Raw genomic sequence first — 12,810 nt, 5'->3', positions numbered from 1 at the left:
TCGGCGAGCACGACGCTCGCCGGGCCCCCCGGCGCGGGACGGAGGCTCAACCGAAAGGAATGCGCATCATGACCGAGACCCCCGACATCACGACCGAAGTGTCCCCGCCGCCCGCGGCTCCGCCGCTCACCGCCGTGCTCGCTGCCGAGCGCGCGCAGAGCGACACGCGCGAGCCCCGCGATCCCGCGAACCCGCTGAGCGTGCGCGACCTGTTCGAGGCCGGCACGCACTTCGGACACCAGACCAAGCGCTGGAACCCGAAGATGCGCCCGTACATCTACGGCGCGCGCAGCGGCATTCACATCATCGACCTCGATCAGACCTCGCGTCTGTTCAAGCGCGCCTTCGACTTCCTCGCGGACACCACCGCGCGCGGCGGTCACGTGCTGTTCGTGGGCACCAAGCGCCAGGCCGCGGCCATCGTCGCGGAAGAGGCGCAGCGCGCCGGCCAGTTCTACGTCACCAACCGCTGGCTGGGCGGCAGCTTGACGAACTTCCGCACCATCAAGGGCGGCCTCGAGCGCCTGCGCAACCTGGAGCGCATGAAGGAAGACGGCACCTACAGCCAGCTGCCGAAGAAGGAGACCGTCAAGCTCGAGAAGGAGCGCCTGCGCCTCGAGAAGTACATCGGCGGCCTCAAGGGCATGGGCTCGGTGCCGAGCGCGGTGTTCGTCATCGATCCGGCGCAGGAGCTGATCGCCGTGAGCGAGGCGCGCCGCCTGCACATCCCCATCGTCGCCATCACGGACACCAACTGCGACCCGGACCGGGTGGACTACCTGATCCCGGGCAACGACGACGCCATCCGCTCGGTGCGCCTGATCACGGCGGCCGTCGCGGACGCGTGCATCTACGGGGCCGCGCGCCGGCGCGAGCACGCCCCGAGCCGCGAGCGCGAGGGCGCGGCAGCAGCCGGTCCCGCCGCCGAGGTCATGTACCAGCGGCGCGGCGGCGAGAGCTGAGCTTTCAGGAGAGAGTCATGAGCCAAATCAGCATGCAGCAGGTCAAGGAGCTTCGCGATCGCACCTCGGCTGGTCTGAACGACTGCCGGAGCGCGCTTTTGGAGGCCTCCGGTGACATGGAGAAGGCCGTCGAGATCATCCTGAAGAAGGGCCTCGCCAAGAGCGCGAAGCGCGCCGGGGCCGTGGCCACGGAGGGCGAGGTCGCCGCGCGCGTGGCGCCCGACGGGCTCTCCGGCGTGATGGTCGAGGTCAACATCCAGACCGATTTCGCCTCCCGCAACGACGAGTTCAAGGCCTTCGTGCAGAAGATCCTGGACGTCGCCTCCAAGGCGAAGACCGGCGCGGACCTCGCGGCCGAGCCCTTCCCGGGCGGCGGCAGCGTCGAGGAGAACCGCCAGGCCCTGGTCGGCAAGCTCGGCGAGAACATCATCGTGCGCCGCTGGGAGCGTCTGAGCGTGGACGGCGGCAAGGTCCACGCCTACGTGCACATGGGCGGCAAGGTCGGCGTGCTCGTCGCGCTCCAGGCCACAGCCCCCGGCGCCACGGACAAGCCCGAGTTCGCCAAGTTCATCGACGACGTGGCGATGCAGGCCGCGGCGATGAGCCCGCAGTGGCTCGCCAAGGGCGACGTGCCCGAGGACGCGAAGCAGAAGCAGCGCGAGATCTACGACGCCCAGCTGATTGAGGAGGGCAAGCCCGACGCGGCGCGCCCCAAGATCATCGAGGGCAAGCTCGCCAAGTGGATGAAGGAAGTCTGCCTGCTCGAGCAGGAGAGCGTGATCGAGGCGGGCAAGACCGTCGATCAGCTGCGCGCCGAGCTGGGCAAGGCGCTCGGCGGCGACGTCGCCTTCAAGCAGTTCGCGCGCTTCCAGCTCGGCGAGGGCATCGAGAAGCCGACCGGCGAAGACTTCGCGGCCGAGGTCGCGAAGATGGCCGGCAACTAGCCTCGACTCGACTGCTCGGGTCAGCGCCGCACCCGCTCCACCCACGTCGCGTGGTCCGCGTACCACGCGACGGTGGCGCGGATGCCGGCGTCGAACGCGCGCTCCGGCCGCCAGCCGAGCTCGCTCCGGAGCTTCTCCGGGTCGATGGCGTAGCGGCGGTCGTGCCCGAGCCGGTCCGGGACGAACGTGACCAGCTCGCGGCTTCGGCCCGGGCGGCGGCCCAGGTGCGCGTCCACCGCGTCGCAGAGCAGGCCGACCAGCTCGAGGTTCACCCGCTCGTTCTCGGCGCCCACGGCGTAGGTCTCGCCGACTCGGCCGCGGCGCAGCACCGCCCAGAGCGCGCGGCAGTGATCCTCGACGTGCAGCCAGTCGCGCACGTTCTGACCGTCGCCGTAGACCGGGATGGGCGCCTCGCCCAGGGCCGCGAGGATCACCGTGGGGAAGAGCTTCTCCGGGTGCTGGTAGGGGCCGTAGTTGTTCGAGCAGTTGCTGACCAAGACCGGCAAGCCGTAGGTGTGGTGATACGCGCGCGCGAGCAGGTCCGCCGCCGCCTTGCTGGCCGAGTAGGGCGAATTCGGCGCGTAGGGCGTGCTCTCGCTGAACCTCCCGTCACTGCCCAGCGAGCCGTACACCTCGTCGGTCGAGACGTGCAGCAGTCGCTCGACGCCGGTCGCTCGCGCTGCCTCGAGCAGATGGAACGTGCCGACGACGTTGGTGTGGATGAAGTCCGCCGGCGCGGCGATGGAGCGATCGACGTGGGATTCGGCGGCCAGGTGCATCACGTGGCTGACGGCGTGCGCGCCGAGCACTTCGAGCACCCGCTCGCGCTCTCGGAGATCCACGTGCTCGAACACGTAGCGCGGGTCTGCGACGTCCTCGAGGCTCTCGAGGTGCCCCGCGTAAGTCAGCGCGTCCAGGTTCACCAGCCGCTCGACCTCCGGCTGCGCGAGCAGGAAGCGCACCAGGTTCGCGCCCACGAAGCCGGCGCCGCCGGTGACCAGGACCCTCACCGCGGGCCGTCCCAGCGGGTGAGGGCGTCGGCGAGCGCCTCGCGCACCGGCGCGAGCTTCGCGCCGGCAGCGAGGGCCTTGTCCGCGCTGAGCACGCAGTTCGAGCGCAGCGCCCGCACGCCCTGCGAGTAGAACTCCGCGTCGTCCGCGAAGTACTCGAAGCTCCGACCTGGCACGAGGTGCTCCTGGAGCAACGCCGCGATCTCGCGCGTGGAGACGAGCCCGGGGTTCACGAGATTGTAGGTGCCAAACGGCGCGCCCGAGAGCCAGAGCCCGAGTGCGGCGTCCACCGCCTGACCCAGGTGCGAGAGCGAGTTCAGGTGCTGGTAGAGCCTGGGGTAGGCGAGCAGCTTGCTCAAGAGATTCCGCGGCCCGTGGTGCTCGTCGAAGGGCAGGCGGATGCGCCAGACGTAGAGGCCCGGCGCGTCTTGCAGGACCGCCTCGCCGAGCGCTTTGCTGCCGCTGTAAAAGCTGCACGGCGGAGCGTCGAAGCTGAAGTTCGGCGGGTCGTCCTCCGTGAAGCCCTCGGCGGGCGTGCCCGCCGCGAGCAGCGCCTGCGCCTCCGGCGCGAGCAGGTCCCGGTGCACCACGCCGCCGAGCTTCGCTCCCGAGTAGATGCAACCCGAGCTGACGTGGCCCCACGGCGTCCCGGTGACCTCGCAGGCGTGCGCCACGGTCAGCGGCAGCGTGACGTTGCCGCGCAAGGTCTCGCCGCGGGCGTCCTCGCAGGCGTCCACGTTGGGCTTGCCGCTGAAGCCGGCGGCGTTGATCAAGAAGCTCGGCTTCAGGCCCTCGAGCGCCTCGCGTAGGACACCGAAGCGGTCGTACAGTACGCTCTTGCGGCTCAGCACCACGTGCTCGATGCGGCGCGCTTCGAGCGCGCGCACGAACACGCCGCCGGCCCAGCCGGTGCCGCCCAACACCACCACCGGCCCGCGCTTCATCGGCGCGCCTCGGCCAGCACGCTCGCCAGGTACTCCCGGTACTCGCAGGCCGGCATGGCGGCGACCAGGCCGGCGAGCGCGGCTTCGTCGATGAAGCCGCGCCGGAACGCGGCCTCCTCCGGGCAGCCGAGCTTGATGCCCTGCCGCTTCTCGACGGTCTGCACGAAGGCGGAGGCCTCGTGCAGGCTGGAGCTCGTGCCGGCGTCGAGCCACGCCGTGCCCCGCGCCAGGAGCTCGCAGCGGAGCGCGCCCTGCTCCAGATACTTGCGTATCAGATCGGTGATCTCGAGCTCGCCGCGGGCGCTCGGCCGGAGCTGGCGCGCGAGCGCGGGTGCGCGCGCGTCGAACAGGTAGAGGCCCGGGATGGCGTGGTTGCTCTTCGGGCGCGCGGGCTTCTCTTCGATGCTCAGCACCCGGCCGGCGTCGTCGAGCTCGACCACGCCGTAGCGCTCCGGGTTCTTGACCTGATAGCCGAAGATGGTGGCGCCGGAGGCGTAGTCCCGAAACGCGCGCGCGAGCGCGTCCCCCGCGTAGAAGACGTTGTCGCCCAGGATCAGCGCGACCGAGTCCTCGCCCACGAAGTCCTCGGCGATCAAGAGCGCCTCCGCGATGCCCGCCGGCCGCGCCTGCTCGCGATAGCCGATGCGGAGGCCGAGCCGGCTGCCGTCGCCGAACAGCCGCTGGAAGCGCGGCAGATCGACGGGCGTCGAGATCAGGCAGAGCTCCCGCACGCCGCCGTCGATCAGCGTGGTGAGCGGGTAGAAGACCATCGGCTTGTCGTACACGGGCACGAGCTGCTTGCACGCGACCTCGGTCAGCGGATACAGCCGGCTGCCGGCGCCGCCGGCCAGGAGGATGCCTTTCACGGCGAGCTCACTCCCCTTCTATCGAGAACGCGCCCGAGTAGATGGCGTCCACGTCCAGCGTCACTCCGCTCGCGAGCTCCACGCGGCCGCCGCCCTCGACCGCCCGGTAGGTCCAATCACCGTCGGCGCCCCGGCGGTAGTGCTCGATGCGGGCCTCGGTCTGCGAGACGAGCAGGTAGTCCGTGAGTGACTCGAGGCGCTGGTAGCTCTCCCACTTCAGCCCGCGGTCGTACTGCTCCGTCGTGCCCGAGAGCACCTCGACGACGACGTTCGGGTTCTCCAGCACGTCGGTCGTGCCCGACTGCAAGCGGAGCGGGCCGCAGACGACCGTGACGTCGGCGTACACGTAGCGCGTCCCTCGCCCGACGCCGAGCTTCTGATCGGACGAGAGCACGCTGCACCCCTTCTCTCGAAGGCCGCCGAGGAGCGCCGCGCTCACGTTCACCGCCAGCGCGTTGTGGCGCGGGCTGCCTCCGGCCATGGCGAAGACCTCGCCGTCGAAGTACTCGTGGCGCTCCGGCTGACTCGCTTCCCAGGTCAGGTACTCGGCGGGGGAGAGCCCCGTGCGTTCGGCGAGGCGCGACATCCGGGGCCAAGATAGCACGTCCCTCAGTACCGCCGCTTGCCCCGGCGCGGCGCGGGGAAGTCCGGCAGCGCGCGATCGACCTCGGTCCACTTCGCGCGCAGCTCGTCCGCCAGCTTCTGCCTGCCCAGGTCGTTCTGCTCCGCGGGATCGGCGTCCAGGTCGAACACCTGCGGCACCTGCTCGGTCTCGGTGACGACGATCTTCTTGCCGCCGGTGATCAGCGCGCGGCGGCGCGGCGCCTGATCGGTGTACGGCATGTCGATCACGATGTCGCGGACCGGGGGACGCGCGCCGCCGAGCTCGGGCACCAGGCTCACGCCGCGGAACGACTCCGGCGCCGGCACGCCGGCGAGCTCGCACAGCGTGCGGCCGAGGTCGATGTGGCTGCGCCGGGTGTCGATGCGCGCCGGCGGCAAGCCGGGCACGCGGATCAGGAGCGGCACCCGGGTCAGCACCTCCCACAGCGTGTAGCCGTGCTCGAAGGTGCTCTTGTGCTCGCCGAAGGCCTCGCCGTGGTCGGCGCTGATGACCACGGCCGTCTTGTCCGCCCAGGGCTGCCGCTCGACGAAGTCGAGCACGCGCCCGACCTGGGCGTCGGTGAACAGCACCTCGCCGTCGTAGAGGTTCCGGAGCGACTGGCCGACCTCGCCGAGCGGAGTGCCGGGCGGCACCACGCTGCCGGCGTCGCCGTAGGCCGAGCCGGTGAAGCGCGGCTGGCCCTCGTGGCGCGCGTAGGCGAAGTGCGGGTCCATGAAGTGGACCCAGGCGAAGAAGCGCCCGCTGCCGTGCTCTTTCAAGCCCTCGATCAGCATGTCCGCGAGCTTGTCGTCCACGATGTGGCCCTCGCGGGCGGGCAGGGTGGTGATCTTCGGGACCACGCGCCAGTCGTCGAAGCCCTGGCTCATCCCGGTGTCGCCCTGGAAGTACACGTGGCCGTGCACCGCCAGGGTCTTCAGGCCGCCGGCCTTCAGCACCTCCGCCAGCATCAGCGCCTCCGGGCCGAAGGCGCTGGTGGCCAGGCCGCTCCGCGGCAGCTCGGACGGGTAGCGCGCGCTCATCAGCCCGCCCAGGCTCATCGAGGTGTAGCTCGAGAGGGCGGAGGCGTGGGTGTAGACCACTGCCTTCTCCGCGAAGCGCGTCAGGTTCGGCGCGATCGCGCGCGGGTAGCCGAGCCAGGGCATGTCGGCGCGGAGCGCGTCGATGGTGATGAGCAGGATGTTGAGCTCGCGCGGCACGCTCGGCGCGGCGGCGGCGCCGGGGCTGGGGAAGGGGGCGGCAGCCGGCGCGGACGAGGGCCCGGCGCTGGGGAAGGGCGCAGGCCCCGCCGGTTTCGCGCGCTCCTCGCAGCCGGAGAGGGCCAGAGCGACGAACAGCAGTCGGACGAGTCTCAGAGCCCGTACACCTTCGAGCGATCGCCCGCGACGCCGTGCAGCGCGTCGCGGCTGTCCACGATGAGCTTCGCCTCACGGAGCAAGCGCCCGCGATCGAGCTTCTCGTGGTCGGTGACGATGACCACGCAGTCGTAGCTCGCGAAGCTCGACGCCGGATCGACGCTGGTCATCTGCATGCCCTCTTCGTCGAAGCTCGGCACGTGCGGGTCCATGTAGCTGACCTCGGCGCCGCGGCCGATCAGGCCGTGGATCACGTGGAACGAGGGACTCTCGCGCATGTCGTTCACGTCGCGCTTGTAGGCCACGCCGTAGACCAGGATCTTCGAGCCCTTCACGGCCTTCTTCTGGTCGTTCAGCGCGTCGGTCACGCGCTCGACCACGTAGTCCGGCATGGCGCTGTTGATGGTGTCGGCCAGCTCGATGAAGCGCGCCTGGTACTTGAGCGTGCGGAGCTTCCACGACAGGTACAAAGGGTCGATGGGGATGCAGTGCCCGCCCAGGCCCGGCCCCGGGTAGAAGGGCATGAAGCCGAAGGGCTTGCTGGCCGCGGCGCGGATCACCTCGAAGGGATCGAGGCCGAGCCGCCGGCTCATCATCGCCACCTCGTTGACCAGGCCGATGTTCACCGCGCGGAAGGTGTTCTCGAGCAGCTTGACCATCTCCGCCGTGGCGGTGCTGGAGACCGGCACCAGCGTGTCGATGATGTTGCCGTACAAGGCCTGCACCATCTTCAGGCACTCCGGCGTGGCGCCGCCGATGACCTTGGGCGTGTTCTTGGTCTTGTAGATCTGGTTGCCCGGGTCCACGCGCTCCGGCGAGAAGGCCACGAACACGTCCTTGCCGAGCACCGCGCCCTTCTCGGTGAGCTTGGGCACCACCACCTCGTCGGTGGTCCCCGGGTAGGTCGTGCTCTCCAGCACGATCAACATGCCCGGGTGCTGGTGCTTGGCGATCTCGTCGGTGGCCTCGACGATGAAGCGCATGTCCGGGTCTTTGGTCTTGTTGAGGGGAGTCGGGACGCAGACGATGACGGCGTCCGCCTCGGACAAGATCGCCGGATCTGCGGTGGCCCCCAAGCGCCGCGACTTCACGTGGGGTGCGATGTCGGCCGTCGGCACGTCCTGGATGTACGACTCGCCGGCGTTCAGGAGCCGGACCTTCTCCTTGTCGTAGTCCAGGCCGGTGACGCGGAAGCCCGCGCGCACCAGCTCGGCCACCAGGGGCAGGCCGACGTAGCCGATGCCGACGACGACGACGTGAGCGGTCTTCTGGGCGATCTTCTCGGAGAGGGAGGCCATGGCGGGCGCAATGTAAGAGGTCCTGGCGTTCGATGCCAGGGCCACGAGCCCGGTTCACCCCGCAAGCTTTACTCGAAGAAGACCGGGTTCGACGCGGCGAAGGACGAACGGCCCATCAGCGGCTGGAGGCTCGTTTCGCCGCGGGCGTGGAACACCACCCAGTTCCGCGCCTTCGCCGGATCGAGCTGCACGCTGACCACGTTCACGAACTTTTTGCCGGGCCCCGTGCCGAGCGGCGCCAGCGGCTCGGTCTTCTGGCTCACCCCGTTGACGATCACCTCCAGGGTGGTGGCATCGACGAAGCTCGCGGTCTGCACCGTCACGGTGAAGTCCGCCGTCGCCGGCTTGCCGGTCACGGTGCTCCCGGGCTTCGCGCCACCTGGGCCCTCGACGGTCATGAACAGGCCGCCGCTCACCGTCGCGGTGCCCTTGGCGAGCACGTCGCGGACCGCGTTGGCGGTGAGCTGCTGCGGATCGTCGTGGCCGAAGTACAGACACGTGCGGGGATATCCCGGCGCCTTGCTGCGAATGTGGTGCGTGTCGCTCGAGCCGACGGCCCACATGGTGTGGCCGGCGTTCAGGAGGCCGAACCAGTCCTTGACCGTGGTGCTGCGGTTCTCGTCGAAGCTCGAGTCGTTGAACACCTCGACCGCGTCGAAGTCGGTGCTCCAGAGGTCCTTGGCCTTGCCGACGCCCGTCGCGTCGTCGAAGTTGGACTGGCTGAAGTAGGCGCCGAACCCGCCGCCGCTCGGGTGGTTGACGATGAGCACCGGGTTCTCCGGCCGGCTCTGCACGTCGGCGAACATCTCCGGCGGCTTCTTGCCGACCCACTCGATGGCGCCGTTGTTGACCTCGTCGGGCTTGGGGAACAGCGGCACCACGCCGAAGTGGCCCCAGGTGAAGGTCGTCAGCTCCTCGCTCGGCATGCCGAACGCCCACTCTTTCATCCCGAGCTGCTCGACGATGGGCTGAAAATCGATCACCCACTCGTGCTCGCTCGACACCGGGACCTCGAGGCCGTCCCCGATGGCGCTCTTCACCTTGTCGACGACCGGATCGTTGGAGTCCGCGCTGAACCAGGAGTGGATGTGGAAGTCGGCGCACATCCAGCCGGTGGAGTCCACGCTGTGCTCGAGCTCCGCCGCGACGTCCACGGTCTGGCCCGCGGCCACGGTCACGGTCGTGTCCAAGAGCTCCCACTCCCAACCGCGCGTGACGATCACGCGGTGCTCGCCCGGTGGCACGCGCAAGCTGGTGTCTCCGGTCATGGCGCGATCGACGTACAGCCGGCCGTTGGCTTCGCCCTCCACGCCGTAGGCGTCCGGCACCTTCGGCAGCGCGGTCGTGGGGATGACCTGCACGCGCACCGGCAGCGCCTTGCCGCTGACCTTGTCCTTGGCCGTCACGTGCAGCGTGCCGTGCGCGGGCAGGCCGAGGTCGGCGCTCGTCGCGTCGCTCGCGACGGCGACCTCCGGGCTGAGCGCGTAGCCTTGCTTCTGCGCGACCAGCTTCGCGCCCTGACCGGGGTCGAGGTGCACCGTGTACTTCCCGTCGGCGCCGCTCCGCGTGCGGCTCAGGTAGGCGCCGGCGTCGTCGAGCGCGTGCACGACGGCGCCGGCCACCGGCGCTCCCGCCGCGTCCTTCACCACGCCGCTCACCGCGCGGCTCTCGAGCCCGTCGGCCTGGCGCACGGCCTGGCGCAGGCCGTCGAAATCAGCCGCGCCGGGGATGACCTCGGCGTGGTCCGTCCAGTGCGTCTGGCAGGACTCGACCGTGAACCCTGGCCCGAGCGAGTACACGAAGCCGCTCACCTCGAGGCCCACCTCGAGCTTTTCGCCGCCCGGGAGCCGCCACGCGAACGACGAGTCCTCGTTGACGAATCCCGCGTAGCTGACCTTGCCGGTGGACTTGCCGACGCCCGTCTCGGCGCTCGCGAACTGGTTGCGGCTCAGGTGGAAGAAGCCGTGCATCGCGTCGCTGATGTTCCCCGCGCCGATGCTCACCGGCTCCTCGCCGGGGTTCTTCATACCCACGCGGATGACGAGCTTCTTCGCGCCTGGCTCGAGCACGTAGTCGTACGCGGCCATCAAGCCGCTGTAGCGGCGCGGGAAGAGCGCGCCGAGGGAGCCGTCCAAGAACGGGATCGGCTTCAACGGGCCCGCCACCCGCACCACCGCGGCCTTGCCGTCCGCGCCGTCGTTCACCACGCTCACGCTCTCCGGCTCGATCATGTCGATGCCGAGCGCCATCAGCGTCTCGCCGTAGTACGACTTGCCCACCGGCCGCCCGTCGTCGCCCACGCGATCGATGGCCAGGATCTCGCCGCCGAAGCGCTGGTAGCCGTCCGACAGCCCCTTGTCCTCGATGTACGCGGCGACGTGCTCGTTCGCCAGCACGAAGTCCCCCACGCGCACGCGCTGCCGCCCGTGCGCGGGCTGCACGATCTGGGCGTCGCTCTGCACCCGCCCCGCGCGCGCTTGCTTCGCCGCCTTGGCCCCGAACGGATCGGCGTGCCCCGCCGGATCGCCCGCCGCGAAGCCCTCGCCCTCTTTGGGGCAAGTCTCGCCGCCCCCGCCCCCGCCGCCGTCGTCGGAGGAGCAGGAGGCTACAATCAGCGCCAGGAGCCCGAGGCCGAGTGCAGTTCTCATCCCGACGAAAGGTAGCGCAAGCCGGGCGCCCGAGCCTGCGCCAAAGTTGCGGACTTGTCCCGCCCCTCGACGCGCAACCCGCCCAGCCGCCAGCTGAGCGCGCCCGCCTGGCCCGTGACCTCGATGTGCCCGCCGTGCACACCTTCCAGGTGGCACCACGTGCAGAGCGCCGTCACGTTGTCCTCCTCGTCGCTGCCCCCCTGCGAGCGGAAGCGGATGTGGTGCGGCGTCACGTCGTGCCGCGAGCACACCGGGCTCGAGCAGGTGTAGCGATCGCGCGCGTAGACCCGCGCGTAGGCCTCGTCGCGCTGACACAGGTGCTTCCAGGCGTCCCAGAACTGGAAGCAGAGCAGCTCCGTGAAGCTCACGCTGCGCGGCAGGTGCCTCCCGAGCGCCGCCCCGAGCCCGCGAAAGAAGCGCGCCGTGTCGCGGGTCACTCGGAGCCGCACTCGGACGCTGCCGACCCGCGGCGCCAGGCGCGCGGACATCTGGCTGCCCGCCTCGAGCACCGCGTCGCGAGCCCCACCGAGCAGGCGCCCCTCCAGGTCGTGCAGCTCCCGCACCGTCTCCGGCGCGGGCGGCGCGGCGGACCCGCCGAGGTCGCGCACCAGCTCCGCCGCGCGCACGTCCTCCAGGAGGTGCTTGACCGTGCGCTCGCGGGCGCGGGAGAGCCAGGCGACGGCGGTCTCCCGCGTGGCCACCCGCGAGATCGCGAGGGCGGCCTCGAGCCCGAGCTCACCCCGCGCGAGCGCGCCGCGCACCGGCGCGAGCAGCCGGCGCGCCAAGGTGAGCTTGGCCCGGAAGCTCGACGCCGACAGGCCCAGCCGCTCGCGGGCGTATTGAGCCTCCGTGGAGTAGCCGAGGCGGCGGGCGCCCTCCGCCTGGTGAAACGCGAGCGCAGCGCGCGCGAGCTCGACCTCCTGGGCAGCGAATTCAGCGGCCAGCGCGGCGATCCGCGTGTCCAGGGCCCCGGCCCCGAGGGTCGGCAACTCCGAGACCACCGCGCCCCCGCCGCCGGGCCCGCGCGCCGCGAAATTCGCCTCGCAGCGGCGCTCGGACTCCTGCCTCCACTCCGCGAGCTGAGCCCGCCACTCGAGCTCCCTGGTCGAGTCGGCGTGCGCGCCGACGTCATTCGACGGCACCGCCCCGCACAACGTGTTGAACGCCTCTGCCAGGAGCGCGCTCACCAGCTCGTCCGTGTCGAGCTTGCCCGCCACGCGCTCCGCGTAGCGACGCGTCCACGCGAAGAGCCACGCATCGCGCTGGCTCAGCGTCAACGTGAGCGTGCAGGTGTCGTCCACGTCGCGCTGCGCCTCGGGCTGCGCGAAGTGCTCGCGCAGCTCTCGCACCGTCGAGCCGAGCGCCAGCGCGACCCAATCCGCTTCCGTCTCCGGTTCGGCATGGCGCGCCACGAGCTCGGCCTTGCACCAGCCGAGCGCGCCCGAGGCCAGCGCCGCGCGCAAGAGCGGGCGCTCCGCGAGGCGGCGCGCGAGCGTGCGTGACTCCACGGCCCAGCGCCCGCTCTGCCCGGTACGCTCGCGCGCGTAGGCTTCGAGCGACGAGTAGCCGAGCTCGTGATGACCCCCGCGACGCGCGAGCGCCTCGAGCAGCTCGCCGAGCGCGAGCCGCGCGCGCCCGCTGCCCCGCGCGAGCTCGGCGAGGCGCGCGTCGAGGCGCTCCACCTCGTTGAGCGGAGCGGCGACGGCGGGTCGCCCGGGCTCGCTGCCCCCGCTCCCCGCCAGCCGCCCGCTGGTGGCGAAGCCAGCAGGAAACATGGGCGGAACGTAGTGTGGAACTGAACGGGTGACAAGTGGCTGGGGGAGAAATTTTTGTTCGCACCGCGGTCACGAGCGCGCTGTTCGACGGAGCTCGGCGAGGGGCCCACGAGGGGCGGCGAGGGGCGGCGCGCAGCCGCGCATGCGCGCGATGTGAACACGCGTGCCCGGGATCAGGATCAGGAACAGGATCAGGATCAGGAATCAGGAACAGGAACAGGATCAGGATCAGGATCAGGAACAGGATCAGGATCAGGAACAGGATCAGGAACAGGATCAGGATGCGCGGCGCATGGGTCGCCATGTCCGCGCGGTCAGCTCGTGTTCGGCGCTTGCCGGCGCGGGCGCGGCGTCGCAAAGCGTGGCCGAGGTCGGACGCGTCCTCC

10 protein-coding genes are annotated in these 12,810 nt (G+C 70.7%); 2 read left to right on the top strand and 8 right to left on the bottom strand.

The features are described from left to right. Positions 1 to 68 precede the first annotated feature (68 nt). Positions 69 to 962, top strand: coding sequence for a 30S ribosomal protein S2 (rpsB, locus tag HS104_13850; GenBank protein ID MBE7481053.1), 894 nt, complete (start codon positions 69 to 71; stop codon positions 960 to 962). 17 nt (positions 963 to 979) lie between these two features. After that, the gene (gene tsf / locus HS104_13845; protein MBE7481052.1) at positions 980 to 1,906 is read left to right on the top strand and encodes a translation elongation factor Ts; all 927 of its coding nucleotides are present in this window, start codon (positions 980 to 982) and stop codon (positions 1,904 to 1,906) included. Between the two features lie 20 nt (positions 1,907 to 1,926). On the opposite strand, the gene rfbB is transcribed toward tsf, so the two are convergent. The 8 genes from rfbB to HS104_13805 all read right to left on the bottom strand — a co-directional run bounded on the left by rfbB (position 1,927) and on the right by HS104_13805 (position 12,424). Continuing rightward, complete coding sequence (gene rfbB, locus HS104_13840) at positions 1,927 to 2,916, bottom strand: dTDP-glucose 4,6-dehydratase (GenBank protein ID MBE7481051.1); 990 nt, start codon at positions 2,914 to 2,916, stop codon at positions 1,927 to 1,929. Continuing rightward, positions 2,913 to 3,860 (bottom strand): sugar nucleotide-binding protein, encoded by a 948-nt coding sequence (locus HS104_13835; GenBank protein MBE7481050.1) that lies wholly within the window; start codon positions 3,858 to 3,860, stop codon positions 2,913 to 2,915. The genes rfbB and HS104_13835 overlap by 4 nt, the downstream gene beginning before the upstream one ends. Then, entirely contained in the window at positions 3,857 to 4,726 is an 870-nt protein-coding gene (rfbA, locus tag HS104_13830) for a glucose-1-phosphate thymidylyltransferase RfbA (GenBank protein MBE7481049.1), read from the bottom strand. Before rfbA ends, HS104_13835 begins: the two co-directional genes overlap by 4 nt. Before the next feature lie 7 nt (positions 4,727 to 4,733). Further along, complete coding sequence (locus HS104_13825; GenBank protein ID MBE7481048.1) at positions 4,734 to 5,312, bottom strand: Uma2 family endonuclease; 579 nt, start codon at positions 5,310 to 5,312, stop codon at positions 4,734 to 4,736. 23 nt (positions 5,313 to 5,335) lie between these two features. Further along, positions 5,336 to 6,547 (bottom strand): sulfatase, encoded by a 1,212-nt coding sequence (locus HS104_13820; GenBank protein MBE7481047.1) that lies wholly within the window; start codon positions 6,545 to 6,547, stop codon positions 5,336 to 5,338. 152 nt (positions 6,548 to 6,699) lie between these two features. Beyond that, a complete protein-coding gene (locus HS104_13815) occupies positions 6,700 to 8,001 on the bottom strand; it encodes a nucleotide sugar dehydrogenase (protein ID MBE7481046.1) in 1,302 nt (433 codons plus the stop codon). A gap of 68 nt (positions 8,002 to 8,069) precedes the next feature. Further along, a complete protein-coding gene (locus tag HS104_13810) occupies positions 8,070 to 10,649 on the bottom strand; it encodes a CehA/McbA family metallohydrolase (protein ID MBE7481045.1) in 2,580 nt (859 codons plus the stop codon). Continuing rightward, positions 10,646 to 12,424 (bottom strand): HNH endonuclease, encoded by a 1,779-nt coding sequence (locus HS104_13805; protein ID MBE7481044.1) that lies wholly within the window; start codon positions 12,422 to 12,424, stop codon positions 10,646 to 10,648. Before HS104_13805 ends, HS104_13810 begins: the two co-directional genes overlap by 4 nt. Positions 12,425 to 12,810: the final 386 nt, after the last annotated feature.

This window comes from Polyangiaceae bacterium, from assembly GCA_015075635.1.
GTDB lineage: Bacteria > Myxococcota_A > Polyangia > Polyangiales > Polyangiaceae > JADJKB01.
The sequence above is the reverse complement of the archived record's forward strand: the minus strand, read 5'-3'. Positions and strand labels throughout refer to the sequence as shown.

Bases quoted from the DNA above. Each gene is read 5' to 3' on its own strand.
- rpsB (MBE7481053.1), top strand. From the start codon at position 69: ATGACCGAGACCCCCGACATCACGACCGAAGTGTCCCCGCCGCCCGCG.
- HS104_13805 (MBE7481044.1), bottom strand. From the start codon at position 12,424: ATGTTTCCTGCTGGCTTCGCCACCAGCGGGCGGCTGGCGGGGAGCGGG.
- HS104_13815 (MBE7481046.1), bottom strand. From the start codon at position 8,001: ATGGCCTCCCTCTCCGAGAAGATCGCCCAGAAGACCGCTCACGTCGTC.
- HS104_13810 (MBE7481045.1), bottom strand. From the start codon at position 10,649: ATGAGAACTGCACTCGGCCTCGGGCTCCTGGCGCTGATTGTAGCCTCC.
- tsf (MBE7481052.1), top strand. From the start codon at position 980: ATGAGCCAAATCAGCATGCAGCAGGTCAAGGAGCTTCGCGATCGCACC.
- HS104_13835 (MBE7481050.1), bottom strand. From the start codon at position 3,860: ATGAAGCGCGGGCCGGTGGTGGTGTTGGGCGGCACCGGCTGGGCCGGC.
- HS104_13825 (MBE7481048.1), bottom strand. From the start codon at position 5,312: ATGTCGCGCCTCGCCGAACGCACGGGGCTCTCCCCCGCCGAGTACCTG.